22 protein-coding genes are annotated in these 25,599 nt (G+C 63.6%); 12 read left to right on the top strand and 10 right to left on the bottom strand.

All coding sequences use genetic code 11. From position 1 onward, the window contains the following. Positions 1-7 precede the first annotated feature (7 nt). A complete protein-coding gene (locus tag ACZ89F_RS35080; RefSeq protein WP_476096769.1) occupies positions 8-1,876 on the bottom strand; it encodes a S8 family peptidase in 1,869 nt (622 codons plus the stop codon). 466 nt (positions 1,877-2,342) lie between these two features. Continuing rightward, complete coding sequence (locus ACZ89F_RS35085; protein WP_476096770.1) at positions 2,343-3,260, bottom strand: polyprenyl synthetase family protein; 918 nt, start codon at positions 3,258-3,260, stop codon at positions 2,343-2,345. Between the two features lie 222 nt (positions 3,261-3,482). On the opposite strand from ACZ89F_RS35085, the gene ACZ89F_RS35090 reads away from it, so the two are divergent. The 3 genes from ACZ89F_RS35090 to ACZ89F_RS35100 all read left to right on the top strand — a co-directional run bounded on the left by ACZ89F_RS35090 (position 3,483) and on the right by ACZ89F_RS35100 (position 5,214). Further along, a complete protein-coding gene (locus ACZ89F_RS35090) occupies positions 3,483-4,244 on the top strand; it encodes a transglycosylase domain-containing protein (RefSeq protein WP_476096771.1) in 762 nt (253 codons plus the stop codon). A 141-nt stretch (positions 4,245-4,385) separates the two neighbouring features. Beyond that, a complete protein-coding gene (rpmF, locus tag ACZ89F_RS35095; RefSeq protein ID WP_008834724.1) occupies positions 4,386-4,568 on the top strand; it encodes a 50S ribosomal protein L32 in 183 nt (60 codons plus the stop codon). A 244-nt stretch (positions 4,569-4,812) separates the two neighbouring features. Continuing rightward, positions 4,813-5,214 carry a hypothetical protein gene (locus ACZ89F_RS35100; protein ID WP_013529226.1) on the top strand — a complete coding sequence of 134 codons (402 nt, stop codon included), beginning with the start codon at positions 4,813-4,815 and terminating at the stop codon, positions 5,212-5,214. Positions 5,215-5,247: 33 nt separating this feature from the next. Here ACZ89F_RS35100 and ACZ89F_RS35105 read toward each other — a convergent pair whose 3' ends face one another. From ACZ89F_RS35105 to ACZ89F_RS35115, 3 genes are all read right to left on the bottom strand, one after another. Beyond that, on the bottom strand, positions 5,248-5,679 hold the full coding sequence (locus ACZ89F_RS35105; RefSeq protein ID WP_476096772.1) for a GlcG/HbpS family heme-binding protein: 432 nt from the start codon (positions 5,677-5,679) through the stop codon (positions 5,248-5,250). A 171-nt stretch (positions 5,680-5,850) separates the two neighbouring features. Beyond that, on the bottom strand, positions 5,851-6,081 hold the full coding sequence (locus tag ACZ89F_RS35110) for a hypothetical protein (RefSeq protein ID WP_476096773.1): 231 nt from the start codon (positions 6,079-6,081) through the stop codon (positions 5,851-5,853). A 77-nt stretch (positions 6,082-6,158) separates the two neighbouring features. Continuing rightward, positions 6,159-6,677 (bottom strand): winged helix-turn-helix transcriptional regulator, encoded by a 519-nt coding sequence (locus tag ACZ89F_RS35115; protein WP_476096774.1) that lies wholly within the window; start codon positions 6,675-6,677, stop codon positions 6,159-6,161. Between the two features lie 99 nt (positions 6,678-6,776). Between ACZ89F_RS35115 and ACZ89F_RS35120 the strand changes: the two genes are divergently transcribed. The 4 genes from ACZ89F_RS35120 to ACZ89F_RS35135 all read left to right on the top strand — a co-directional run bounded on the left by ACZ89F_RS35120 (position 6,777) and on the right by ACZ89F_RS35135 (position 9,209). Next, positions 6,777-7,613, top strand: a complete 837-nt coding sequence (locus tag ACZ89F_RS35120; RefSeq protein ID WP_476096775.1) for an alpha/beta fold hydrolase — start codon at positions 6,777-6,779, stop codon at positions 7,611-7,613. Positions 7,614-7,735: 122 nt separating this feature from the next. Further along, positions 7,736-8,392 (top strand): glutathione S-transferase family protein, encoded by a 657-nt coding sequence (locus ACZ89F_RS35125; RefSeq protein ID WP_476096776.1) that lies wholly within the window; start codon positions 7,736-7,738, stop codon positions 8,390-8,392. A gap of 5 nt (positions 8,393-8,397) precedes the next feature. Next, entirely contained in the window at positions 8,398-8,733 is a 336-nt protein-coding gene (locus ACZ89F_RS35130) for an ArsR/SmtB family transcription factor (RefSeq protein ID WP_476096777.1), read from the top strand. A gap of 11 nt (positions 8,734-8,744) precedes the next feature. Beyond that, entirely contained in the window at positions 8,745-9,209 is a 465-nt protein-coding gene (locus ACZ89F_RS35135; RefSeq protein WP_476096778.1) for an SRPBCC family protein, read from the top strand. Positions 9,210-9,242: 33 nt separating this feature from the next. Here ACZ89F_RS35135 and ACZ89F_RS35140 read toward each other — a convergent pair whose 3' ends face one another. Genes ACZ89F_RS35140 through ACZ89F_RS35150 form a run of 3 tightly spaced genes read right to left on the bottom strand, consistent with a single transcriptional unit; the run spans position 9,243 to position 11,071 of the window. Then, positions 9,243-9,506: an ArsR/SmtB family transcription factor gene (locus ACZ89F_RS35140; RefSeq protein ID WP_476096779.1), complete on the bottom strand. Its 264-nt coding sequence runs from the start codon at positions 9,504-9,506 to the stop codon at positions 9,243-9,245. Positions 9,507-9,538: 32 nt separating this feature from the next. Next, the gene (locus ACZ89F_RS35145; protein WP_476096780.1) at positions 9,539-10,876 is read right to left on the bottom strand and encodes an MFS transporter; all 1,338 of its coding nucleotides are present in this window, start codon (positions 10,874-10,876) and stop codon (positions 9,539-9,541) included. Beyond that, positions 10,877-11,071: a DUF1192 domain-containing protein gene (locus ACZ89F_RS35150; protein WP_476096781.1), complete on the bottom strand. Its 195-nt coding sequence runs from the start codon at positions 11,069-11,071 to the stop codon at positions 10,877-10,879. Between the two features lie 113 nt (positions 11,072-11,184). On the opposite strand from ACZ89F_RS35150, the gene ACZ89F_RS35155 reads away from it, so the two are divergent. After that, entirely contained in the window at positions 11,185-12,195 is a 1,011-nt protein-coding gene (locus ACZ89F_RS35155; RefSeq protein WP_476096782.1) for an NAD(P)H-quinone oxidoreductase, read from the top strand. Between the two features lie 312 nt (positions 12,196-12,507). Further along, positions 12,508-12,648, top strand: a complete 141-nt coding sequence (locus ACZ89F_RS35160) for a DUF1127 domain-containing protein (RefSeq protein ID WP_091578925.1) — start codon at positions 12,508-12,510, stop codon at positions 12,646-12,648. Between the two features lie 460 nt (positions 12,649-13,108). On the opposite strand, the gene ACZ89F_RS35165 is transcribed toward ACZ89F_RS35160, so the two are convergent. Then, complete coding sequence (locus tag ACZ89F_RS35165) at positions 13,109-13,726, bottom strand: LysE family transporter (protein ID WP_476096783.1); 618 nt, start codon at positions 13,724-13,726, stop codon at positions 13,109-13,111. Positions 13,727-13,997: 271 nt separating this feature from the next. Here ACZ89F_RS35165 and ACZ89F_RS35170 point away from each other — a divergent pair, with 271 nt between their 5' ends. After that, the gene (locus tag ACZ89F_RS35170) at positions 13,998-15,164 is read left to right on the top strand and encodes a helix-turn-helix transcriptional regulator (RefSeq protein ID WP_476096784.1); all 1,167 of its coding nucleotides are present in this window, start codon (positions 13,998-14,000) and stop codon (positions 15,162-15,164) included. Between the two features lie 43 nt (positions 15,165-15,207). Here the strand turns inward: ACZ89F_RS35170 and ACZ89F_RS35175 are convergent, their stop codons facing one another. After that, complete coding sequence (locus tag ACZ89F_RS35175) at positions 15,208-16,347, bottom strand: helix-turn-helix transcriptional regulator (protein ID WP_476096786.1); 1,140 nt, start codon at positions 16,345-16,347, stop codon at positions 15,208-15,210. 526 nt (positions 16,348-16,873) lie between these two features. Here ACZ89F_RS35175 and ACZ89F_RS35180 point away from each other — a divergent pair. Both ACZ89F_RS35180 and ACZ89F_RS35185 read left to right on the top strand, forming a co-directional pair. Further along, complete coding sequence (locus ACZ89F_RS35180) at positions 16,874-21,076, top strand: Ig-like domain repeat protein (protein WP_476096787.1); 4,203 nt, start codon at positions 16,874-16,876, stop codon at positions 21,074-21,076. Between the two features lie 326 nt (positions 21,077-21,402). After that, positions 21,403-25,458, top strand: a complete 4,056-nt coding sequence (locus ACZ89F_RS35185) for an autotransporter domain-containing protein (protein WP_476096789.1) — start codon at positions 21,403-21,405, stop codon at positions 25,456-25,458. Positions 25,459-25,599 lie beyond the last annotated feature (141 nt).

The following is a 25,599-nucleotide window of genomic DNA, read 5'->3' on the forward strand; positions in this document are numbered from 1 at the left end:
ATGCCTCCTACCGGGTTTGCAGTGCGCGCAGGGCATCGACCAGCCCTGCGCCCTGGAAGTGCCGGTCGCGTTTCAGGTCGGTGGCGCTGCCGACAATCACCGCCTTCACGTCGCGCGGCTTGCCGATCAACTCCGCGTTGCGGGCCATCAGCAAGGCCGCCACCCCCGAGACGTGTGGCGCCGACATGCTTGTGCCATCCAGTCTGCCATAGCCCAGATCGGGCAATGGCCCGTCGATGCGCTCGCCGGGGGCCACCACGTCGGGCTTCAGGCGACCATCACCGGTAGGGCCGCGCGATGAGAAAAAGCTGACCCCATATTCGTGCGGACGGTCGCGATGCGTCGAGCCCACCGTGATCACCGATTCGGCGTTGCCGGGGTCGGCGATGGACGCGTCGGCATAGCCGTCGTAAATGTCGCCGCCATCGAGCACGAACTTCTGCGTGCCCCAGTTGCCAGCGGCGGCCACGACGACGACACCGCTGTTGACTGTGGCTTCGCACGCCAGGCACACCGGTGTCCGGCCGCAGGCATAGTTGGCCTTGTCGTGCACCAGCCCGATCGACAGGTTTACGCCGTGGATCGTCATGTAGCGGTTGCGGGTGTTCAGCCAGCGCACGAACTCCAGCGCACCAATGACGGCGAACTCGGTATCCTCTATCGTTTCCGCAATCACCCTCAGGTCGTACAACGTGAGGTCCGGGCAGACGCCCTGGAAGAAGACGTCGTCGCCGTTGCGCCAATCGGCCGCGAGGACCCCCGCCACATGCGTGCCGTGACCGATGGGACGGTCGCCCTGGCGCGGGGTCGGAAGACGATCGGGCCTCGTCGAGAGCAACTGGGACAGGACTTCCCAGTCGTAGGGACGTCCATTATCCGCGGCCTCCCACAGCCGTTGCACCGCCGCGCTCGCCACTGCCTGCGGCAGGCCGAGCTTGTTCACCATGATTCCGGTGAGGTAGTCGCGGTGTTGCGGCAGTACCATTGCATCATAGGCGACGAGCGAGCGGAGTTCGGCGAAATCATAAGCCTTCTTGACGCGGATGGAGAGATCGCCGGCAGCATGGTCGATGAATGCGGGGTGTGCGCCGTCGATGCCGGAATCGATCACGGCCCAGGTCACGCCTTGACAGTTGATATCGAACACACGGCGCGCCGCATCGGCCTTGATGGTGTCCACCGACGCAGCCATCATGGGGTGAACATCGCGATTGCGGGAGATGCGGTAGATCATGGGCTCCACACGACGCGTCAGATCATCGAGCAAGGCGTCGAGGTTGAGAGTAGTTCGTGATCGGGCGCCGCGAGATGTCGTCGGCTCCGGCGCCAGAATGAGCAAAACCAGCAAGGCAGTTCGCAGGTCGGGGGCGAGCCTCCCGAGGGTTCTCTTCTTGAGGTCGTCCAATTGGGCAAACGTTACCGTCTGGACGGGGGAGGCGCGAGACCCAGGTCCCGGCAGTGTATCAAGCTCCGACAGAGCCAGGGGCAACCCCGATATATCCTTCAGTTGGCGCACGGCCTGGTGGATGTCGAGCCCGGTGCAGGGCACGACCGTGGTCAGGAAATCCATAAACGTCAGCCTGACCGCGACGACGCCTTCGAGCGGTGCGATGCGACGTGCCGGGCGCCAGCGCCCATCGTCCTCGCCCGGATAGGTCGCGGTCGAGCGGTCGGCGAGCGCCGCAAGGAGATGCCGCGCGATCATCGATGCCTCGATACTGTCCATCGGCGTCAGCAAAAGGTCGACCGGCGCGCCGGGGTCGGCCGCGTAGGCTCTCCAGACATCGAGTTGTATAGCGGTCTCGTTCAACTGACGCCGGCCCGCTCGCCCGGACAAGAGGATGTCGTCGACAGTTGAAAAGGCAAGAGTAGCCATTGTACCCACAGACCTTTGCGCAAGCCCTAGTCGAGTGCAAATCTAGCTACATTGCCTGTCACACTCAATTGTCATTTTGATTTCAGCCGCGCGAATCAAAACGAGCTCGGTACGTGCCTTGTGCAGGTGACAGGAATATTTCCTCGAGCGGGCAATTCCCTGCATCCTCAAGACGCGCCCGGATATCTGTTACAGCATTTGCCTGATGTTGATGCCATGGACCGTCTTCCAATATCTGGCGTGCGATATATTGATGAGGGCGCGGTCGGCGGCTACAAAACCTCGAGCGCGGTGTGGCGATGCGGATCATCTGTGCAAGAATTGCAGATCCCATTGATGCGAGGCGGCTGGATGCGAGGCGACCCGGCAGGCGCACAGCCGGGATCAGTCGGCCGCGAAAGCGTTTGGGTGAAAAACAGGCGAAATTGGCAACCCGATCGAAGTGGCGCCTTGGTTGGCCCCGACCTCAGCTGTTACGCGCCGCCACGAATGTCGCCGCTTCCTTCAGCAATCGGGCGTCGTCGCCATAGGGCTCAAGCAGTGCATGCGCCTGGTCGACGAGGCCGTGCAACTGGCTACGCGCCCAATTCGCGCCATGCAGCGCGACCAGCGTCGCCTTGCCGGCGGCGGCGTCCTTGCCGGTCGCCTTGCCCATCTGGCTGGCATCGGCGGTCAGGTCGAGCAGGTCGTCGGCAAGCTGGAAGGCAAGGCCGATCGCGGAGCCGAACTCGGCCAGCCGCTCGCGATCCTCGCCGGCAGCGCCGGCGATGAGGGCGCCGGCCTCGCAAGCGAAACGGATGAGCGCGCCGGTCTTCATCGCCTGCAGCCGGATGATGCCGGCCTCGTCCGGTGGCGTCTGTTCGGCCTCAAGGTCGAGCTTCTGGCCGCCGACCATGCCGCCCGCCCCGGCCGCGCGGGCAAGCGCCAGCACCAGGGCTGCCCGCCGCTCCGCCGGCAGCACGGTCGCTTCGCCGGCGATGATGTCGAAGGCCAGCGTCAGCAAGGCGTCGCCGGCCAGGATGGCGGTCGCCTCGTCGAAGGCCTTGTGCACGGTCGGCTGGCCACGGCGCAGATCATCGTCGTCCATGGCGGGCAGATCGTCGTGGATCAGCGAATAGCAATGCACGCATTCAAGCGCTGCCGCGACGCGCAGTGCCGCCTCGCCGTCGGCGGAAAAAAGTGCCGCGCTTTCCATCACCAGGAAGGGACGCAGGCGCTTGCCGCCGTTCAGCACGCCGTGCCGCATCGCCGCCATAAGCCGGTCGGGGCGGGCGATCTCGCCCGAAAGCGCGCGGTCGTCGAGCAACCGGCGCAGCAGCACCTCGACGGCGGCAGCGCGTCGGATGAGCGCCATTTCGAACGCCATTTCGTCGTCATTCGTCATGGCCGGGACCGGTAGCCGACACTCAGACGTTGCGCAAGAAGGCAAGCGCCATTATGCCGGAGCAGTAAGAGCCCGTTTGGAAACTCTACTCCTGCGGTCATCTGAAGGCGTTTTCTGCGCTTCCGGTGCTCACGTACTCGAATGTACGCTCCGCTCCGGTTCTCGAAAACACCGTCATATGACTCACAGGAGCGAGTTTCGAAACGAGCTCTCTGGCACGGGTTGGGCGGCTTGGCGGAACCGATCGTCGATCATGAAACCGAAAAGCTGGACATGGCGACGAGATCGCGAGGCGTAAACCGCCGCAGTCTCAAGCGCTGGGTCCGGCGCGGCATTGTCGTGGCCGCGGTGCTGGCTTTGATTCCGGTCGTGCTGACGTTCCTCTATCTGCCATCCTTCGTGCATCCGGTCTCGACGCTTATGCTGAAGGACCTGGCGACGTTCTCCGGTTATGACCGCCGCTGGGTGTCGATCGACGACGTGTCGCCGGTGCTGGCCAATTCCGTCATCATGTCGGAGGACGGGCAGTTCTGCTTCCATCGTGGCGTCGATCTCGGCGAATTGCGGGGCGTCGTCGATGACGCGCTGGCCGGTGAAGCGACGCGCGGCGCTTCGACCATCACGATGCAGACGGTCAAGAACCTGTTTCTGTGGTCACGGCCGCTGGGTTCGGTGCGCAAGGTGGTCGAACTGCCGCTGGCCGTCTATCTCGATGCGGTGATGTCGAAACGGCGCATCATGGAAATCTATCTCAACATCGCCGAGTGGGGGCCGGGCATCTACGGCATCGAGGCCGCGGCACAGCATCATTTCGGCGTTTCGGCAAAACAGCTGTCGCGACGGCAAGCCGCCCTGCTTGCCGTCTCCTTGCCAAATCCGATCGCCCGCAATCCGGCCAAACCCGGACCGGGCCTGAGGCGGCTGGCCAATTTGATCGAGCGGCGCGCCGGCCGCTCTGGCGCCTATGTCGGCTGTCTCCGCTAGCCGACTCAAAAAAATTCGCACCAGTGCTGGCCAAAACGGCACAGGGCGTGTATAGGCAACCGACTTTCTCAGATTCCGGCCCCGACACGGCCCTTTCACGAGGGCGGGCGGGGCTTTTTGACCATGTAATGGAGCATATCCATGGCCGTTCCGAAACGAAAAACCTCTCCGTCCAAGCGCGGCATGCGCCGCTCGGCCGACGCTCTCAAGGCCCCGACCTATGTCGAGGACAAGAATTCCGGCGAAATGCGCCGTCCGCACCACATCGACCTGAAGACCGGCATGTATCGCGGTCGCCAGGTGTTGACGCCCAAGGAAAGCTGAGACCAGCTTTTCCAAAGGTTTGAATTACAAAAGGACCGGCCAGTGGCCGGTCTTTTTGCGTTTGGCGGCCGGTAGCGCGAATTTCGAAGCGCAGGCGGCAATCGTCGGGATGTTCCAGCCGGGCAGCCGGCTGACATGGTTGTTGCGCGCGGTCTTCGACCGTGTTCAGCGCTGCCACCGAAACATCTTGACGGCGTGCCTGTGGCGCATTCTACAAAGGATTGCCCCCACATGGAGACGCCAGATGTTCGGTGCCATTCCGCTGCTGATCGTGCCTTTCGTGCTCTACAATCTCGGACTGCTGGGAATTTTCGGCAGCGGTGACGATCCGTGGGCGAGCGAGGTCTTTTCCTTCAGCATGATGTCGGGCGGCGTGTTCTCGATGACGCTCGGCGACCTGATGGTGCTGATCGGGCTGATCTTCCTGTTCCTCGAAATGGCGAAGTCGGTGCGCACGACCAATGCCTCGATCATGGACCACCTTCTGTCGACGCTGGTCTTCGTGGCGTTCCTGGTCGAGTTCCTGCTGGTGAAGGGCGCCGCCCACTCCGTCTTCTTCACGCTGATGGTCATCGCGCTGTTCGATGTGCTGGCCGGATTCGCGGTGTCGATGCGGTCGGCCAGCCGGGATATCAATCTGAACTAAGGCTGACCTGAATCTCGGCGTAACCTTGGCCGCTCAGCCCGGATCGGCAGTAAAGCCGGCTGCCTCGATGCCGGCGATGGCAGCGGCTTCGTCATTGTCCGACGTGTCGCCGGAAATGCCGACGGCGCCGATGATGACGCCGGCCTTGTCGCGGACCAGAACGCCGCCGACGACCGGCAACACGCGTCCGCCCGAGACGTCCGAGATGCCGGCGACGAGATGCGGGCGCTCCTTGGCGAAGGCCTCGACCTTACGCGAGCCCATGCCGATGGCCAGCGCGCCATAGGCCTTGCCGGCCGACATTTGCGGGCGCAGGAACGAGGCGCCGTCCTGGCGCTGGAAGGCGACCAGATGCCCACCGGCATCGAGCACGGAGACGCCGAGCGGCTTGAGCTTGAGATCGGCGCCCTTGGCAAAGGCGGCATCGATGATTTGCCTGGCTTTTTCGAGCGGCAGTGCGGTCATGGCAGTCTCCTGTTTGAAACGCGTCGATCATTGACCGTCGGCGGGCGAGATAATATCCCGGTTTCGGTTGAAATTGCTTCGCGTGAAGAGGCGGGATGGCAAGCGGCCTTCGCCGACTCCCTCCGGGCATCGCGTTGCCGTTGTGTGGTTCCAGACGTGCCTGGGGGATGGCTATTTCTTGGCGCGGGCCGGCTTCTTGGCGGGTGCCGCCGGCGCGTTGGCGAGATCTTCCGCTTCCTTGGCGAGACGCAGCGCCCGCAGCTTGTTGGTCTTGGCCTGGCGGGCGTCGCTCTCGGCGACGTATTCGGCCATCGCCTTCTGGCGGACGGTTGCCGCCTCTTCCTGCTTCTTGAAGCGCAGGTCGGCGCGCGCGCGGGCAGCATCCCGAGAGTTTTCAACCAAGACCGTATCCAATCCCGTAAATTGTGATTTTCCGCCTCTTCTAGCAGAGCCGGCCCCAAAACGGGAAAATAAGTTGGTCAGGCGGCCGTGCTGACGGCGAGGGCCTTGCTGGCAACCACCGCCTCATAGGCGGCCTGCAAGGTCGCGCGGACAGAAGGGCCAGCTGTATCGAGCGGCATGCCGAGATGCTCGTGGCGCAACTCGTCCATGAATTTGTCCCACATCGGCTGTCCGCCCTTTTCCAGAAGTTCGGCGCGGATCGACAGTTCGTCGCTGACCGGCAGCCAGACGCGGCCCCAGGCGCCGAGATGGGCCAGGATCGGCACCAGCGTGATCGCCATCTCGGTCAGGCTATAGATCGCCTTCTGCTTGTGTGAGGGGTCGTCGGCCTTGGTCAGCATGCCCAACTCCATCAGCCGCTTCAACCGGTCGGCGAGGATGTTGGAGGCGATGCCTTCCATCGATCCGTTGAGCATCTCGCGAAAGTGGCGCCTGCCGCCGAAAATCATGTCGCGAAGGATGATCAGGCTCCAGCGGTCGCCGAACACTTCAAGCGACAGGTTGATCGGGCATCCGGACCGGCGATCCATGCTCATGAGATTTCTCCAACAAAACCGGTTGTATTATCGTATCAGTTTTATTATCGTGCAACCGATTGCGAAATGCAATCGGTATTGCAGAGAGGAGACCGCGCCATGACGGCGATCGAACGCCCCGAAATCATATCCGAAGCCTCTGGCGACCCGGCGAACCCACCGCTCTTGCTGATCATGGGAGCCATGGCCTCCATGCTCTGGTGGCCGGAGGCGCTGTGCCGGAAACTGGCCGATGCCGGCCTGTTCGTGATCCGCTATGACAATCGCGATACCGGCCGGTCGACCAAATATTCGCCGGGCGAGCCGCCCTATACATTCGACGACATGGCGGACGATGCGATGCATGTTCTCGACGACCACGGCATCGACAAGGCGCATGTCGTCGGCATGTCGATGGGCGGCATGATCGCGCAGCTTGTGGCGCTCAAGCATCCGTCCCGGGTCGCATCGCTGACCGTCATCAGCAGCTCACCCGTGGGAACCGACACCTCGCATCTGCCGCAAACGAGCGATGCCTATATCAAGCATTCAGCCGAGGGAGCCAAAGTCGATTGGTCGGACCGTGGCCAGGTGGTCGATTTCGTCGTCAGGGATGCGCGGGCGATTGCCAGCATCGCGCATCCGTTCGACGAGGCTGGGATGCGGGCTTTCATCGAGCAGGACTACGACCGCTCCGGCGGCTATCTGAGCGCGACCAACCATTTCATGCTCAAGGGCGGCGACGCATGGAAGGGCCGCTTGCACGAGATGGCGCCGCCGCTGCAGGTCATTCACGGCACGGCGGATCCGATCTTTCCGGTCGAACATGGCGAGGCGCTGGCCGAGGCAATCACTGGCGCGAAACTCATCCGCATCGAAGGCGGCGGCCATGAGCTGCATCCGGACGATTGGCCGGAGATATCCGCGGCAATCGTCGCTCACATTCAAGCCAATTAAGGCGGCACAGGCGGGTCTTGACGGACGGCGCTTGCCGCAATAGTTAAGTAAATGCTTCAGTTTTTACCCGGGCAAGCAGAACAGCACTGGCCACCGACGACCACCAAACAGACGAGCAAAAAATGTCCCTGACGCTTCATTTTCATCCGCTGGCCTCCTTCTGCTGGAAGCCGCTGATCGCGCTCTATGAGAACGCCACGCCGTTTACCCCTGATATAGTCGATCTCGGCGATGCCGCGTCGCGTTCGGCCTTCCTGAAGATTTCGCCGACGGGCAAGATGCCGGCGCTGCGCGATGATGCGCGCGACCGCACGGTGCTGGAATCGACCATTGTCGTCGAATATCTGGCGGCACATTATCCGGGGCCGGTCGACCTTGTTCCCGCCGACATCGACCTGGCGCTGGCAGTTCGCCAGGCCGACCGCTTCTATGATTTCTATGTGCAGGAGCCAATGCAGAAGATCGTCGGCGACCGGTTGCGGCCACAGGACAAGACCGATCCGTTCGGCGTCGAGCAGGCGCGCGCGCAGCTGCGCGGTTCCTATGCCATTATCGAGCAGGACATGCAGGCGAAGACCTGGGCGATGAGCGACACCTTCACCATGGCCGATTGCGCGGCGTCCCCCGCGCTGTTCTATGCCAACAAGGTCGAGCCGTTCGGCAACAATTATCCGGCTGTGAAACGCTATCACGACCGGCTGGTGCAGCGCTCCGCCTTTGCCCGGGTGATCGAGGAGGCGCAGCCCTACTTCAAGTTCTTCCCCTACAACAACGGCTGATCGCGATGCTGCACGATCCTGCCCAGCTCGACCGGATGTTCCAGGCGCTCGCCGACCCGGCACGGCGACAGATGGTCGACCAGCTGTCGCGCGGCCCCGCCTCGGTCAGCCAACTGGCCGAGCCGCTAGCGATGTCGCTGTCGGCCGTTGTCCAGCATCTGAACCTGCTGGAGGCGAGCGGCATCGTGCGCACGCAAAAGCTTGGCCGGGTGCGCACCTGCCAGATCGAGCCCGCAGTGTTGAGGGCGGCGGAGCATTGGATCAATGAGCGGCGTCTGGCTTGGGAACGTCGGCTTGACCGGCTCGGTGATTTTCTGGCGGAAACCAAGGATGAGACCTGAAGGAGGCTATCATGATCCAACGCTCCGTTGTCCATTCCACCTTCGTCATCGAGCGCAGCTATCCTGCGCCGCCAGCGAAAGTCTTTTTCGCGCTCAGCAATCCAGATGCCAAACGGCGCTGGTTCACTGATCCCGACAATCCGATGCCCAGCCGACATGAAATGGACTTCCGCGTCGGCGGCAAGGAAGTCAATGCCGGCTGCCCGAGCGACGGGCAGATGCATTTCTTCAACGCGGTCTATCAGGACATCGTGCCGGACCAGCGCATCGTCTACAGCTACGAGCTGTTGTTTGGCGAAACCCGTGTCTCGGTGTCGCTGGCCACGATCGAGCTTCTTGCCGAGGGTGAGGGCACGCGGCTGGTGCTGACCGAGCAGGGCGCATTCTTCGACGGCCATGATACGTCAGCCACGCGCGAACATGGCACTGGCGAGTTGCTCGATGCACTCGGCGCGTTCTTGCGTAGTGATGCTTGATCTTCGCGGCGAGTGCGCAGTTGGCCGGACGGGTCAGGCTTTCCAGAATTGATCGAGCCAGATGTTGAGTTTGAGGAAGCCGGTGCTGCTCACCGTGTAGACGCGCCTTGTCCCTTCCGGCTTGGCGTGGACCAGGCCGGCATCGAGCAGCACTTTCAGATGTTGCGACACGGCTGGACGAGAGACCGGCAAGCCGGCGGCCAGTTCGGTGACGGTTTTCGGGCCGCGGCGAAGTTCTTCCAGAAGATGGCGCCGGTTGGGATCGGCAATCGCCATGAAGGCGTCGGAAAACATCATGCCTGTATTAGTGAGGCAAAGCCTTTCGAATCTCAACCGTCTGCTTCTGCTTTTCTTCTGGGGTCGAGTCGCAATGCTTCCGGGGTGACCGAGCGGTCGGCCGGCTGCGTCTTGAAGGCGTCACGATCGCCGATCGGCACCGGCGCGCGGCGGCTGATGCGCAGCAGCGTGTAGCCGGCCAGGCAAAGATGCGCGAAGGCGGTCGCCAGGAACAGGCCTTCCGGACGCATCCAACCCATCAGGGCGGCGGCAAGCAAGGGTCCGATCATCGTGCCAAAGCCGTAGAGCAGAAGCAAGCCGCCCGACACCTTGACGAAATCCTCCGAGCGCGCGTGGTCGTTGGCATGCGCCACGGCGATCGAATAGAGCGTGTAGGCGAAGGCGCCATAGGCCGCGGTGAAGACGATGACGAAGACGCCGGAGCGTGGCTCGAACAGGAAGATCAACAGCGCGAACAAAGCCGCGCCGAAAGCCGCCCCCGCCAGCACGAAACGCCGGTCGGTCTTGTCGGACAGACGCCCGGCCGGAAGCTGCATGGCGGCGCCGGCAACGACCACAAGGCTCATCATCAGGGCGATCTCTGCCGTGGAAATGCCGATGCGGGCGCCGTAGACCGCGCCAAGCGTGCCCCAGGCGCCGTTGGCGATGCCGATCAACACGCAAGCGACCGCCGACACCGGCGAATTGGCATAAAGGCCTTTGACGTCGAGCGAGACGTCCTGCAGCGGCTTGGGGTGGGAAGCGCTCGAGACCGCGGTTGGAATGAGCGACAGGCAAAACAGGATGCCGGTGATCATGAACAGCGACGCCGATTTCACGTCGCCGCCGGCGACGATCATCTGACCGCCCATGATCGAGGCATAAGTGACCATCATGTAGAGGCCAAAGACGGTGCCGCGGTTCTCGTTGGTGGCCTTCTCGTTCAGCCAGCTTTCGATGACCATGAAGGCGCCGGCCATGGTGAAGCCGGTGAAGGCGCGCAGCAGGATCCAGACATATTCGTCGATGATCAGCCCGGTGAGCAGGGCTACGATGGCGCCCGACGCGGCAAAGGCGCCGAAGGCGCGCACGTGGCCCGCGCGGCGCACGATGCGCGGCGCGAAGAAGCAGCCGGTGACGAAGCCGCCTGCCCAGGCCGTGCCCATCAGGCCGAGCGATGCGGTCGAGAAGCCTTCCAGCTGACCGCGCAGCGGCAAGAGCAGCCCGTGCAATCCGGACGCCGCGAGCAGGAAGGCAGTGCCCCGAAGCAGCGAGAGGATCGGTCGGTAGGTTGCGAACATTGTTTGATCCGGCTCGAGTGTGGCGGGTGCGCTGGGTCTGAAGACAGTCGCATTCGGGCTTTTCGGCGGCGGGCTTTTTCGCCCGCGCATCTATCCGCGACGGAACAGTGCTTCGGCGGCCGATTTGGTGGTGTCCTTGGCCCTGAGCTCGGCCTCCAGCCTGGCGATCTCGTCGCGCAGGATGCCGATGCGTTCGGACAGCTCGCCGACGGAAAGCAGCGACAGGTCCTGCCCGATCTCGTGCGGGCGCGCCTTCTTCTTGGGTTCGTCGTCGAAGATCGCCATCGTCGCTCCTCCCTGATTTGGCCATTTGCCTGATTTGGCAATCAGCATACATAGGGCAGGGGCGTCGATGCAAACAGCCGATCGGATAACGGCGAGGAAAGACGGGAAATCTCATGGCGAGCGGACAGAAAATTCCGGCAAGAATGACGGCCATCGCGATCTCGGAGCCGGGTGGCCCGCGGGTGCTGAAGCCGGAAACGCGCGACGTGCCGCAGCCTGGTCCTGGCGAGATCCTGATCAAGGTCCATGCCGCCGGCGTCAACCGGCCCGATATCCAGCAGCGCAAGGGCGCCTATCCGCCGCCGCCCGGCGCGTCGGACCTGCCGGGCCTTGAGGCGTCGGGCGAAGTGGCAGCCCTTGGCGACGACATATCACGTTGGCGCATCGGCGACCGCGTCTGCGCGCTGACGCCCGGCGGCGGCTATGCCGAATATGTCAAGGTTCATGCCGGCAGCGTGCTGCCGCTGCCGGCCGGCTTCACTCACACCGAAGCCGCGGCCGTGCCGGAAAACTATTTTACCGTCTGGCACAATGTGTTCGAGCGCGGCGGTCTGAAGCGCGGCGAGACACTGCTCGTCCATGGCGGCTCGTCCGGCATCGGCACGACGGCGATCCAGCTTGCGTCGGCTTTCGGTGCCTATGTCATCACCACCGCCGGCAGCAAGGAGAAGTGCGATGCCTGCCTCAAGATCGGCGCTGATCGGGCGATCAATTATCGCGACGAGGATTTCGTCGCCGCGGTCAAAGAAGCGACCGGGGGCAAGGGCGCCAATGTCATCCTCGATATGGTCGGCGGCTCTTATGTCGAGCGAAACTACGAGGCGGCAGCAATAGAAGGCCGCATCGTCCAGATCGCCGTGCAGGCCGGTGCCGTCGCAAGCGCGGACTTTTCGAAGATCATGGTCAAGCGGCTTACCCACACCGGGTCGACGCTGAGGCCACGCACCGTCGCGTTCAAGGCGGCGATCGCGGCGGCGCTGGAAGCGCAGGTGTGGCCGCTGCTTGGCACCCGCAAGGTAGCGCCGGTGATGGACATGATCTTCCCGCTTAGCGAAGCCTGGCGGGCGCACGAGCGAATGGAAGACGGCGAACATATCGGCAAGATCGTGCTCGACGTCGGCTAGGCCGTATCGATATTCGGCCGGCGTGCAAATGAAGGGTTCTTGCGCTTCCGTACTTTAAGTACGTTCCGCTCGCCGCAAAGGCGACCCCGAAAGCCACCCGGTTTGGTCGCTGCGCCCGTCTTCGACTCCGTCTCGGACTGACCTGAATCTCAACACGTCCCGGGCATGCGCCTCACTGCCTACAAGATGAACAGAAGCTTAATGCTGCAATGCAGCATTTGCATCATTGCTATGCAAAATCAGCCATTCAAGTCCTCATCGATGACGCCTATTTGAGCACCATCGAAACGAACATCATTCTGGAGGACTACCATGAACCCGATCCGCGCTTTCCGTAACTGGCGTATGTACACCGAGACCGTCCGCGAACTGAACCGTCTCAACGCACGTCAGCTCAGCGATCTCGGCATCAACCGTGCCGACATCGAAAAGATCGCCCGCAAGGCCATCTAAAGCCAGGTCTGGTCCGCTCCGGCGGACCAAGCCGTAGAAGCCAGAGCCGCATCAGACGACTTTCGTCGCGGTTCCGAGCCCGCTGGACACAGTCCGGCGGGTTTTGTCGTTTAGGGCCGGGATCATCGACGACCGTCTCAACCGATGCGAGATATTCTCGGGGACCGATATCCTGGTCGCGGTAACGGCGGTGAACGCCAGTTCGATGGTGCCTCCGCCGATGCTGCTCGCCGTCTGTTCGATCTGACGCCGGCCGAGGCACACCTTGCCGCAGCGCTTTCGCAAGGGCGGCCGTTGAAGGAGGCCGCGGCAAGTTCCAACACCACCGTGAAGACCGGCCGCAGCATCTCGAACGGGTTTTCGCCAAGACCGAGCCGCGTCGGTAAAGCCATCTCGTCGCCTTGCTGAAGAGCACGAAACTGCCCAACCGCGGATGACACAGGACGCATATCGCTGTTGATCAATGTCCGAAGGCGGCGAAGCCGAGCGCCACCAGGGCGCCTCCCAGCACGATGTCCGCATGCTTTCGAAAACGACCGTAAAATCGGCGGGCAGCCGGTTGGGAAATACAGAGACCGAGTAGGCCAAACCAGGCAATGGCAATGGCAAAAACCAGCACAGCCAAGGATATGTGGGTCGCCCCGCGAGCCCCTAAACTCAGCGTGGAGGACGCAAAGAACAATGCGGTGGCGGGATTTGCCATTGCTGTGACAAACCCCAGCCGGAAGTATCGGGTGACCGGAACCGGCTTCGGCTCGTTGACGCCAATCTTGATCGACAGCGCCCGTCTCATCGAATTCCAACCGATGAAGACCAGCATCGCGCCGTAGAGGCTGGCAGCCATCTGGTGTGCGGTGCCCCCCATCGGCAACGCAGCAGCCCCAGACGCGACGATGGCCGCCAGCGAACTCGCGCCCAAGGCAACCCCGGCGGCAGCGGACAGAGCCGTGGCGCGCGAAGCGGTTAGCGCGGCCTGCGCGACGACGGCGAAGTTGGCGCCGGGCAGCATTGCCACCAGCGCATAGGAGATGGCGAACGGAAGCAACCCCGCCACGACGGCATGTCCGGTCTCGAACATCGATTGGCCCACCCGCAGCGCCGCCCCTGTAAACGCAGGCGGCGCATTCGAAGGCGAAACCTGGACGAAATGCATGTCCCCGAAAAGTCGTCATATGCCGACTGTAGGGTGTTTTTGAAGGTCGGCTGCGCATTGAGGTGCGGCGGGTCTTCCCTGTCGAACTGGCGGCTGCTTCGCTTCAAAACGGCATCAATCAGGGGCAATCCAGGGTTGACCTCAGGTTTCAGCATGGCATTTTGATTGTGCGGGAATCGGTTGGCGTCTGGGAGCGTTGGCGATCCGGGTCGGTAATGCTGACTCTGAAAAAGGCTTTGCGCCCATGTTCGACGATCTTACGGACAAGATCTACGAAGCCGCCTTCGTTCCGGATTTGTGGGCTGGTGCCCTGGAGGCAGCCAGCGGCCTTTCGGGCTCGGCCAGCGGCGCGATCTTCGTTCTCAGCGACGGCTCGCCTGTTCGCGGCAGGTTCAGCGGCGATTCCCCGGTTCTGGCCAGATCTCTCGAGCACATTCGGCCGGTGTTCGAGGAATTCCTGATCGGCGACAACTGGAAGTTATCCCCTGGCGTCATGCGGATGTACGACATGCAGCCGGCAAGCTTCGTCCATGTAGAAGCTTTCATGACTGCCGAAGAGATCGAGCGTGATCCCCAGCGGGTGCGTCTGAGAGCGGAGGGTATCGGCGCCCATCTTTGTTCGACAGTTGCCATGCCGAGCGGAGAACCGGTCACATTCGTCTTTCAGCGATGGACCACGGATAGCGCCTACGATCAGGCGTCGGTCGACCAGCTCGATCAGCTTCGTCCGCACTTCGCACGCGCTGGCCTGGTCTCGGCGCGACTGGGAATGGAACAAGCCAGGGCGAGCGTCTCGGCGCTCGAGGCCATCGGGTTGCCGGCTGCGGTGATGACAGCATCGGGACGGGTGCTGACGGCCAATGTCCTGCTGGACAATATGCCATCCGTTTTCATCGCGACGGCTCATGGTGGTCTCGCGCTTGCCAATGCGTCCGCCAATTCTCTTTTCCAGGAAGCCATCATCCATAATCGCCAGGATCGCATCGTGCGCTCGATTCCCGTTCCGGCCAGGGACGGCCAGCCGGCGCTGGTCATTCATCTTCTGCCGCTGCGCCGCGCCGCGCATGAGATTTTTTCGGGCGCGGACATATTGGTTGCGGCGACGGCGATGAGCCCCAGTTCCATCGTGCCTTCGCCAACCCTGCTTGCCGGTCTGTTCGATTTGACGCCCTCCGAGTCGCGCCTGGCCGCTGCCCTTTCGCAAGGGCGGCCCCTGAAGGATGCCGCATCCGACCTGAAGATCACGGTGAAAACCAGCCGTACCTATCTTGAGCGAATTTTCGCCAAGACGGGAACCCGCCAGCAAAGCCAACTTGTTGCATTGCTCAGGAGCGCCGAGCCGTTGCCGGGAGCACTGCGTTGACGGTCTCTGATCAGCAAATCCAAGAGAACAGGGGTCGTGGCGCCTACCGGCCACGCCCGCTGAGCGGTTCCGTGCTCTTCAGCAATGCCACCAGTTCGCTCTGCTGATGGGTGCGGGTCTTGGCGAAGATCCGCTCCAGATAGGTTCGGCTGGTCTTTACGGTAATGTTCGAACTGTCGGCGGCTTCCTTCAGCGACCGGCCCGATGCCAATGCCGTTGCAAGTCGCGCTTCGGCAGGCGTCAGGTCGAACAGGTGGCGGACTTGTGTCTCGAAGCCATCGGCGATGCGGCGGGCGACCTCCGTCACCATGATCACCGCGCAGCGCTCCGTCGCCAGGCCGTAGGCTCGGGCATCGATGAAGGGCGCCACCGACAGCACCAGCCGCGTCAGGTCCGATCGCTTGTGATCCGACGGCACCAGCAGTGTTCCGCCGATACCCGGCATGACGCCATCGCGCAGCGAGCAGGCGTCCACGACCAGTCGCTGCAGTTCCTGTGCATCCCTCGCATTGGCGGCGACAATTGTGCCGTCCTTCAGCCCGAGCGGACTGTCGGGCCGCGCCAGCATTGCTTCGGCGGCCTCGTTCATCTGCGCGATCTGCTGGTGGCCGTTGACCAGAAAGACACCGAAGGGCAGGTGTGAAAAGGCCGATGCCAGCGCTGACATGTTCTCCAGCTGCCGGCCGATCTGCCCCGCGCGCATCACATGCGGCACGATCTTTTGCAAAAGGTCGATGTCGTCGGCGCGGAACGCGTCCTGCCGTGAGCCGCGATGAATATCGAGCAGCCAGTGCGCGCCGCTGGAGGCGAGCAGATTACAGACCAGCCCTTGATACATGTCGCGCGGCCTCATCCAGTCCTGCCATAGTTCGCGGCGGCGGAACGCTGTCTCGTCGGATGTCAGCGGCCAACGATTGACCGTGCCGAGGGGCAAGGCGGCCGACGCCGCAGCCAGGGGATCGCGCAGCATGGCGTCGATGCCCTTTTGTGAATTGAATTCCGGATCCAGGTTGGATGCGACCGCGTCGAGCGTTTCCGGGCTGATGCGCACAATGCAGGAGCGCGAACCTCCGAACAGGTCGCGCAGGCCGGTTATCGCACCGAGCCAGCGTTCCTGGTCGTAGGCTGCCTCATAGATCTGGCCAACCACGGCGGAGACCGCTTCGATGGTGACGTCAGCCATTGGGAGCTTTCCGATCCTTGGGATGATCAGGTTTCGTGAAGAAGCCTAACACACGGAAGCTCTCGCGCAAGTTGCATCACCGCCGAACCTGGCGATGCTGCCGCTAATTCTGCCGAGTTGTTCAGTTAGCGCAAATGAATATGTGATCCGGCGGCAACAGCCTGATCCAGCAAGGTGGTAACCGCGCCACAAACCGGCGAACAGTCGTCATATGACGACTGTTCGCCGGTGGCCCTGTCTGCAATCTCCGACGCATCGGCGATTTGATATTGGGGGCACAGATAATGGTCGCAGGATGATCGATGGCCAGCATAGGCATGACGGGCCTGCCAGCGACCATCGGCAAATGTCGACTTTGCCTACCACCAAATCCTGGCGCATCAAAGCAACCGCGTCGTCTCGCGATGTGAACACTGGAAAAAGCATGCGAGATTCATTTCAAATGACGCGCAGAGCCTGTCTAGGCATTTCGATAGCGGACTTTGTCGCCCGATCGGCGTACATCGTCGCGTTTGTGTTTCAGGTAATGACGTTTCTCCTGGCTGCGGGGTACCCCGCCGCAGCCCAGGTTGCACCGACGCTGATGCTGGCGCAGTCGAGTTCGACCTCGGCGGCGGGCGATGCGGTGACGTTCACGGCGACGCTGAGCGGCGGCGCCAGCCCGACCGGTCAGGTCGAGTTCTTCGACGGCGCGACCTCGCTGGGCACGGTGGCGCTGGCCGGGTCGAACGCGGCGCTGACCATCGACACCCTGGTCGTTGGATCGCACACCATCAAGGCGACCTATGCCGGTGATGCCAACAACAGCGCGGCAGCTCCCGTCACCGTCGTCCACATCGTCACCGGCCTGCCGGCACCGACGCTGATGCTGGCGCAGTCGAGCTCGACCTCGGCGGCGGGCGATGCGGTGACGTTCACGGCGACGCTGAGCGGCGGCGCCAGCCCGACCGGTCAGGTCGAGTTCTTCGACGGCGCGACCTCGCTGGGCACGGTGGCGCTGGCCGGGTCGAACGCGGCGCTGACCATCGACACCCTGGTCGTTGGATCGCACACCATCAAGGCGACCTATGCCGGCGACGCCAACAACAGCGCGGCAGCTCCCGTCACCGTCGTCCACATCGTCACCGGCCTGCCGGCACCGACGCTGATGCTGGCGCAGTCGAGTTCGACCTCGGCGGCGGGCGATGCGGTGACGTTCACGGCGACGCTGAGCGGCGGCGCCAGCCCGACCGGTCAGGTCGAGTTCTTCGACGGCGCGACCTCGCTGGGCACGGTGGCGCTGGCCGGGTCGAACGCGGCGCTGACCATCGACACCCTGGTCGTTGGATCGCACACCATCAAGGCGACCTATGCCGGCGACGCCAACAACAGCGCGGCAGCTCCCGTCACCGTCGTCCACATCGTCACCGGCCTGCCGGCACCGACGCTGATGCTGGCGCAGTCGAGTTCGACCTCGGCGGCGGGCGATGCGGTGACGTTCACGGCGACGCTGAGCGGCGGCGCCAGCCCGACCGGTCAGGTCGAGTTCTTCGACGGCGCGACCTCGCTGGGCACGGTGGCGCTGGCCGGGTCGAACGCGGCGCTGACCATCGACACCCTGGTCGTTGGATCGCACACCATCAAGGCGACCTATGCCGGCGACGCCAACAACAGCGCGGCAGCTCCCGTCACCGTCGTCCACATCGTCACCGGCCTGCCGGCACCGACGCTGATGCTGGCGCAGTCGAGTTCGACCTCGGCGGCGGGCGATGCGGTGACGTTCACGGCGACGCTGAGCGGCGGCGCCAGCCCGACCGGTCAGGTCGAGTTCTTCGACGGCGCGACCTCGCTGGGCACGGTGGCGCTGGCCGGGTCGAACGCGGCGCTGACCATCGACACCCTGGTCGTTGGATCGCACACCATCAAGGCGACCTATGCCGGTGATGCCAACAACAGCGCGGCAGCTCCCGTCACCGTCGTCCACATCGTCACCGGCCTGCCGGCACCGACGCTGATGCTGGCGCAGTCGAGCTCGACCTCGGCGGCGGGCGATGCGGTGACGTTCACGGCGACGCTGAGCGGCGGCGCCAGCCCGACCGGTCAGGTCGAGTTCTTCGACGGCGCGACCTCGCTGGGCACGGTGGCGCTGGCCGGGTCGAACGCGGCGCTGACCATCGACACCCTGGTCGTTGGATCGCACACCATCAAGGCGACCTATGCCGGCGACGCCAACAACAGCGCGGCAGCTCCCGTCACCGTCGTCCACATCGTCACCGGCCTGCCGGCACCGACGCTGATGCTGGCGCAGTCGAGTTCGACCTCGGCGGCGGGCGATGCGGTGACGTTCACGGCGACGCTGAGCGGCGGCGCCAGCCCGACCGGTCAGGTCGAGTTCTTCGACGGCGCGACCTCGCTGGGCACGGTGGCGCTGGCCGGGTCGAACGCGGCGCTGACCATCGACACCCTGGTCGTTGGATCGCACACCATCAAGGCGACCTATGCCGGTGATGCCAACAACAGCGCGGCAGCTCCCGTCACCGTCGTCCACATCGTCACCGGCCTGCCGGCGCCGACGCTGATGCTGGCGCAGTCGAGCTCGACCTCGGCGGCGGGCGATGCGGTGACGTTCACGGCGACGCTGAGCGGCGGCGCCAGCCCGACCGGTCAGGTCGAGTTCTTCGACGGCGCGACCTCGCTGGGCACGGTGGCGCTGGCCGGGTCGAACGCGGCGCTGACCATCGACACCCTGGTCGTTGGATCGCACACCATCAAGGCGACCTATGCCGGCGACGCCAACAACAGCGCGGCAGCTCCCGTCACCGTCGTCCACATCGTCACCGGCCTGCCGGCACCGACGCTGATGCTGGCGCAGTCGAGTTCGACCTCGGCGGCGGGCGATGCGGTGACGTTCACGGCGACGCTGAGCGGCGGCGCCAGCCCGACCGGTCAGGTCGAGTTCTTCGACGGCGCGACCTCGCTGGGCACGGTGGCGCTGGCCGGGTCGAACGCGGCGCTGACCATCGACACCCTGGTCGTTGGATCGCACACCATCAAGGCGACCTATGCCGGCGACGCCAACAACAGCGCGGCAGCTCCCGTCACCGTCGTCCACATCGTCACCGGCCTGCCGGCGCCGACGCTGATCGGCCTCCAACCGGATAACGGTCCGACCTCCGGCGGGACAAGTGTGACGATCACAGGCACAGGCTTCACCGGCGTTACGTCGGTGAGTTTCGGCGGTACGGCTGCGGGTTCATTTACCGTGGTGAACGCGGGAACGATCACCGCGACGACGCCCACTCATGCATCAGGCACAGAGTCGGTCAGGATCGAGCGCAGCGACGGAGTGGCGGCGACCGGTCTCGGCTTTACGTACAATGCACCCGTTACAATTGCGATCACCCCGAACAGTTTGCCAGACGGCGTGCCGGGCGCGTTATACGATCAAACATTGAGCGCGACCGGAGGCACGGCGCCTTATGTATTTGCGCTGGCATCTGGTGTGCTGCCACCTGGCATTTCCCTGGACGCCGTTGGACGACTGACTGGCACGCCCACCGCACCGGGAATCTACAGCTTCACACTGAAGGCAACAGACACAAACGGGGCCGTCAGCAACCCCCATCAATATACATTGGCTATTGCCGGCTTCGTTGATCCTACGAATGACGCCGAAGTCATGGGTATCCTGAATGCCCAAGCCGACGCCACCAGACGTCTCGCAATCACGCAGATCGACAATTTTCAGGGCCATGTGGATCGGCTTCACGACAGCTCGGACCATGGTGAGGAAGGCGTCAACGTCGTCAATGGCATCAGCTTGTCGTTTGCGGACAATTGCAAGACGAGTGCCGATGTCCGCCAGTGCGGTGCTGAAACGCTTGGCGCAGACGCCTTTGGAATGCTGTCACATGCAACTTCGATGACGGCAACGACCACGATCTGGACGGCAGGATCGATTAATTTCGGTAAGCGAAGCGACGACAGCGGCTATGATTTCCAGACATCGGGGCTAAGTGGAGGCATCGACCGTCGAATTAGCCGTGCGTTCACGATTGGCGCTGGCGTGGGCTATGGTCATGACGATTCCGACATTGGCGAAAATGGAAGCAACTCGAAGGCCTACGCCTATACGGTTGCCGTCTATGGCAGCTATCACCCGACGGCCGGTTTGTTTGTCGATGGGTTGCTCGGCTACCAATGGCTGTCGTTCGATTCCCACAGGTTCCTTACCGGTAGCGCCGATGACTTCGCCGACGGATCCCGTGACGGGCAGCAGTGGTTCGGGTCTCTTAAGGGCGGTGTCGATCTGCCTTACAACAATTGGCTGGTGACACCTTACGTCCGCCTCGATTTTGCTCGGGCGACGCTTGATGCCTATAGCGAGTCAGGTGACGGGGCCGCTGCCCTGCATTTCTTCGACCAGCACGTCAGTACGGCAACCTCGAGTCTTGGCATCCAGTTGCAGTCCGCGTTTCCAACCGATCTTGGCACGTTCACGCCGAGTTTGAAGCTGGAGTACCAGCATGACTTTCAAGGCAACGGAACCGCTCTCATGAACTATGCCGGCGGCTTCGGTCCGATTTACAGAGCCGATCTGGATGGCATTGCCCAGGATCGCTTTTCTCTGGGGCTTGGCGCAATGCTCTCCGCCAACAATGGGAGCGGTGTGACTCTGAGTTATCGCAGTGTGTTCGGTCGTGACTATCTGGACAACGCGTTTGCGCTGCAAATCAGCCAAAAGTTCTGAAAGCAAGGGGCACTCCCCGCCATCCCTCGCTATTTGGAAAGCGGGGTGCCTGCTCTCGGCGCGGGATCCATTGAAAATCCTGCCAGCCAATGCCCCAAGCTGTCCTTTACCGCCGGCGATCATGTTGCGCTGAGGCAACAGGGGCCAGTAACCGGTCCCGATGTCGTCAAATGACGACTGTTCACCAAAACTCATTCCGTCACCTTCCGGCCACTGCCTCGCGGGCGCCCAAGGACCGAGCCTCGCCATGCAGCTTTGGGTGTTGGGGAATCGATCGAATGGATGCAACTGCAAATACAGGCCGGTCGCTCAGGCGCGCGAAGTGGATGGCGTCCACGGCATTGATCCTGGCCAGCATGGCAACGAGCCCCGCCTTTGCCGTGGAGTATCTGGTGGGTAACGAAGCCGAGCTGCGGTCGGCGCTGTCCAGCCAGGCAAACGGCGACACGATCACATTGTCGAACGACATCACCTTGACGGCGGGTGGCGGCAATCTGCCCGAGGTGAACAGCAATGTGACGATTTCGGGCGGCGGTCACACGCTTTCTGGCGGCGGCGTTTATCGCGGACTCTTCGTGGCATCGGGTACTGTGCGGGTGGAGAACCTGACCATCTCCGATGCGCTGGCCCAGGGCGGTACCAGCGTCTATGGCGGTGGCGGAGGAGCGGGACTGGGCGGGGCTCTGTTTGTAAACGCTGGGGCAACGGTCACACTCAGCGATGTAGACCTCTCCGACAATAAGGCTAAAGGCGGCGTGGGGCCGACCGGTGGAGTCACCAATCAAGGCGGGCCTGGTGGTGGTGGCCTGGTCGGCGACGGTGGCGTCGCGGTTTCGGGTATAGCCACTAACGGTGGCGGTCCAAATGGGGGTGCTGGCGGCGAAGGAGGCGGTTCGGCCTCGATTACCGGATCCGGGGGAGCGGCGGTGTCCGGAACCGGACAGGCCGGTACGGTGGGCGGCGCCGGCGGCACCGGTGGTGGTGGTGGCGGCGGTGGTATGGGATATCAATTCACTGTCAGCAACGCATTGGGCGCCAACGCCAGCGCAACCGGTGGCAAAGGCGCAGATGGGGGTGGAGGCGGTTTCGGCGGCGGCGGCGGCACAGGTGGGTCCGGTGGTGATGCAATTGCGTCTGTGACTGATGGCGGAACCGCGGATGCGACGGGAGGCCTGGGAGGAAATGGCGGCAATGGCGGCTTTGGCGCCGGTGGGGGACGGGGTGGGTCCGGCGGCAACGCCAACACCCTCTTGCACAACAGCGGCACGGGCCAGTCTTTGGGTGGAAACGGCGGGAACGGAGGGCTTGCCGGCTTTGGCGCCAGTGGAGGCGAAGGCGGAGCTTATGGTTACGGAGGCACGTCTTTTGACAACTGCGGGGCCGCCAACGCCAACTGTCCCTACACAGGCGTCCTTGGCGTTTCAGGTGCCGGCAGCGGCGACGGCAGCGGTGCCGGCATGGGCGGCGCGCTGTTCGTGCGCCAGGGCGGCCAGCTGATCGTCGAGGGAAACTTTGCTCTCAACGGCAATTCGGTTGCGGCAGGCGGCGCCGGCAGCCAGGCCTTCGGCTCCGGCATCTTCCTGCAAGGCAGCGGCAACCTGTCCTTCAAGCCAGATGCGGGCGAGACCCAGACGATATCGGACAACATCGACGATATGGTCGGTGTGGTGGCACAAGGCTATGTTCCACCCGCGGGCACCTATGTCGGCAATGAACGCTGGGGCGTGACGGTCGATGGTGCAGGCACGCTCGTGCTCTCAGGCACCAACAGTTTTTCGGGCGGCGTCCTGGTATCGAAAGGCACGCTGTCCGTCGGCGCCGACGCCAATCTCGGCAATCCGGATGGCGGCGTCGTGCTTGAAACCGGCACCTTGGCGACAACGGCGAGCTTTGCCACGCACCGCGACGTACTGATGTCGCTTGGCGGCACATTTTCTCAGGCCGCCGGCACAGCGCTTACGGTGAACGGCATCGTCTCGGGCGGTGGACGCCTGGCCAAGACGGGCTCCGGCACGCTGGTGCTGAGAGGCGACAACAGCTATGGCGGCGGCACCAGCCTGGGGGCCGGCGCGTTGAGGCTTGAGCACGACCACGCACTCGGTACGGGTTTGCTGAGCGCCGTCGCCGGAACGACGATCCAGTATGGCCTCAACGATCTCACGGTCGCCAATGCCGTGAACATCGAGGGCGACGTCAAGTTCGACTACGAGCAGCCGGGGCCCATCATCGTCGCGATACCCGAACAGGCGGGCGAGATCTCCGGCACGGGCCGACTCATCCGGACCGGCACAGGCGGGCTCATCCTCTCGCATGCCAACAGCTACGAAGGCGGCACGATCGTCGAGGGCGGAATGCTGATCGCGAGCGTGATGGGCGGGCTCGGCACCGGTAACGCGGACGTCAAGGGCGGAGCGGTGCTTGCCTTCATCGGCAGCCAGGCGACACCCACCGACGCAGGCTCGCGCACGATCACGATCGAGAATGACGGCCAGCTTCAGTTCTCGGACCATTCGAACGGCACGGCGACCACGGTGCTGAACGAGGCGGGTGGCCTTGTCGCATTGAAGAGCGACGCCGCACTGGTTGAGGTCGGTTCGCTCTCGGGAGCCGGCGACGTCGATCTCGACTTCGGCAAGATGGTCCTAGGCGGACTCGGAAGCGATGACACGATCTCCGGGGTGATCCGCGACGGCAATGTGCCACCAGTATTGCTACCGGCGGCGCAGGCGGGATCGCTGGTGAAGACCGGCACCGGCGTGCTGACCCTGTCCGGGATCAATGCCTATTTCGGCACGACCACGGTCGGGGAAGGTACGCTTGTCGTGAATGGTTCGATCGCCACCTCTTCGCTGACGACGGTCAGTTCGGGGGCGGTGTTGGGCGGCGGCGGCACGGTGGGTGCGTCACGGGTCGAGGGGACGATCGCACCGGGAAATTCGATCGGCAGCCTCAACGTGAAAGGGGCATTTACCCAGGTCGCGGGCTCGACCTATGCGGTGCAACTGGATGCCACGACCAGCGACCGCATCGCGGTAACCGGCACCGCCGAACTGCAGGGCGGCACGCTCGATGTCGAGGCCGCGCCGGGGGCCTACGCTCTCGGCGCACGCTACACTATCCTCACCACCACCGGCGGGCTGACGGGAGAGTATGCTGCCCTCACCGGCGACGCTGGCCCGCTCTCGGCATTCGTCAGCGTCATCGATAGCTATGACGCCAACAACGCCTATCTCGATGTGTCGAAGGTGCGCGACTTCGCCGATGCCGGGCTGACGCCGAACCAGATCGCCACCGGCGAAGGGCTGGACAGCATTTCGCAATCCGTCCCCCTGTTCAATGCGGTCGCCGGTCTGGCCACCGACGCCGAGGCCCAAGACGCCTTCGACCAGCTGTCGGGGGAGATCCATGCCTCGGCTAGGGGCATGCTGGTCGAGGACAGCCGTTTCCTGCGCGACGCGGCGGCCAACCGCATCGCTGCTGCCTTCGGCGATGCCGGTCCAGCACCGCTGCCGGTCATGGCCTATGGCGAAGGTGGCCCCGAAATGGTTGCCGCCGACACCGACCGATTCGCCGTCTGGGGCCAGGCCTTCGGCTCGTGGGGTAATAGCGATAGCGACGGCAACGCCGCCGCCTTCGACCGCTCGACCGGCGGCCTGCTGGCCGGCGCCGACACGATGGTCGGCGGCTGGCGTGTCGGGTTGCTCGGCGGCTACAGCCATTCGTCTTTCGACGCCGCCGCCCGCAATTCCTCCGGCAAGGCCGACAGCTATCATCTCGGTCTCTATGGCGGCACCAATTGGGGCGCCATCGCCTTCCGCACCGGCGCCGCCTACAGCTGGAGCAGCATCTCGGCCAAACGCTCCGTCGCTTTCGACGGCTTCACGGATGGGCTGTCGGCCGACTACGATGCCGGCACGGCGCAGATCTTCGGCGAACTCGCCTACAAGGCTGATGCCGGGCAATTCAAGTTCGAACCCTTCGCCAATCTCGCCTATGTCAGCGTGCATACAGACGGCTTCACCGAAACGGGTGGCGATGCAGCGTTGACCAGCGCCGGTTCGACCACCGACGCCACCTTCACCACGCTCGGCCTGCGCGGTTCGACCGACTTCGCGCTTGGCGGCATCAACGCCACCGCGCGCGGCATGCTCGGCTGGCGCCATGCCTTCGGCGATGTCACGCCGATCTCCAATTTCGCCTTCGCCGGGGGCGACGCCTTCACCATCGCCGGCGTGCCGATCGCCAGGGACGCAGCGGTGGTCGAGGCCGGCCTCGACCTCAAAATGTCGGCCAATGCCACGCTCGGTGTGTCCTACTCCGGACAGTTCGGCGGCAGCGGTGTCGCCCAGGGCGCAAAGGTCGATCTCGGAATCAAGTTCTGATCGCCGCAGAGCTTTTCAACAAAGCCGAACGCACTCTTGGTGATTTGACGATCGCCGGGAGTGCGCGATCCTTTCGATAAACCCATTTTGGTTTTGGCTCCGCTATGCTCAATGGTGCGAACGCAGTCCGGTCGCGTCTTC

The sequence above is a fragment of the Mesorhizobium sp. USDA 3734 genome (genome assembly GCF_056279665.1).

Excerpts from the sequence above, each read along its gene's own strand:
- ACZ89F_RS35080 (WP_476096769.1), bottom strand. The coding sequence starts at position 1,876 with ATGGCTACTCTTGCCTTTTCAACTGTCGACGACATCCTCTTGTCCGGG.
- ACZ89F_RS35085 (WP_476096770.1), bottom strand. The coding sequence starts at position 3,260 with ATGACGAATGACGACGAAATGGCGTTCGAAATGGCGCTCATCCGACGC.
- rpmF (WP_008834724.1), top strand. The coding sequence starts at position 4,386 with ATGGCCGTTCCGAAACGAAAAACCTCTCCGTCCAAGCGCGGCATGCGC.
- ACZ89F_RS35100 (WP_013529226.1), top strand. The coding sequence starts at position 4,813 with ATGTTCGGTGCCATTCCGCTGCTGATCGTGCCTTTCGTGCTCTACAAT.
- ACZ89F_RS35105 (WP_476096772.1), bottom strand. The coding sequence starts at position 5,679 with ATGACCGCACTGCCGCTCGAAAAAGCCAGGCAAATCATCGATGCCGCC.
- ACZ89F_RS35115 (WP_476096774.1), bottom strand. The coding sequence starts at position 6,677 with ATGAGCATGGATCGCCGGTCCGGATGCCCGATCAACCTGTCGCTTGAA.
- ACZ89F_RS35120 (WP_476096775.1), top strand. The coding sequence starts at position 6,777 with ATGACGGCGATCGAACGCCCCGAAATCATATCCGAAGCCTCTGGCGAC.
- ACZ89F_RS35125 (WP_476096776.1), top strand. The coding sequence starts at position 7,736 with ATGTCCCTGACGCTTCATTTTCATCCGCTGGCCTCCTTCTGCTGGAAG.
- ACZ89F_RS35130 (WP_476096777.1), top strand. The coding sequence starts at position 8,398 with ATGCTGCACGATCCTGCCCAGCTCGACCGGATGTTCCAGGCGCTCGCC.
- ACZ89F_RS35135 (WP_476096778.1), top strand. The coding sequence starts at position 8,745 with ATGATCCAACGCTCCGTTGTCCATTCCACCTTCGTCATCGAGCGCAGC.
- ACZ89F_RS35140 (WP_476096779.1), bottom strand. The coding sequence starts at position 9,506 with ATGATGTTTTCCGACGCCTTCATGGCGATTGCCGATCCCAACCGGCGC.
- ACZ89F_RS35145 (WP_476096780.1), bottom strand. The coding sequence starts at position 10,876 with ATGCGCGGGCGAAAAAGCCCGCCGCCGAAAAGCCCGAATGCGACTGTC.
- ACZ89F_RS35150 (WP_476096781.1), bottom strand. The coding sequence starts at position 11,071 with ATGGCGATCTTCGACGACGAACCCAAGAAGAAGGCGCGCCCGCACGAG.
- ACZ89F_RS35155 (WP_476096782.1), top strand. The coding sequence starts at position 11,185 with ATGGCGAGCGGACAGAAAATTCCGGCAAGAATGACGGCCATCGCGATC.
- ACZ89F_RS35160 (WP_091578925.1), top strand. The coding sequence starts at position 12,508 with ATGAACCCGATCCGCGCTTTCCGTAACTGGCGTATGTACACCGAGACC.
- ACZ89F_RS35165 (WP_476096783.1), bottom strand. The coding sequence starts at position 13,726 with ATGTTCGAGACCGGACATGCCGTCGTGGCGGGGTTGCTTCCGTTCGCC.
- ACZ89F_RS35175 (WP_476096786.1), bottom strand. The coding sequence starts at position 16,347 with ATGGCTGACGTCACCATCGAAGCGGTCTCCGCCGTGGTTGGCCAGATC.
- ACZ89F_RS35180 (WP_476096787.1), top strand. The coding sequence starts at position 16,874 with ATGACGTTTCTCCTGGCTGCGGGGTACCCCGCCGCAGCCCAGGTTGCA.
- ACZ89F_RS35185 (WP_476096789.1), top strand. The coding sequence starts at position 21,403 with ATGGCGTCCACGGCATTGATCCTGGCCAGCATGGCAACGAGCCCCGCC.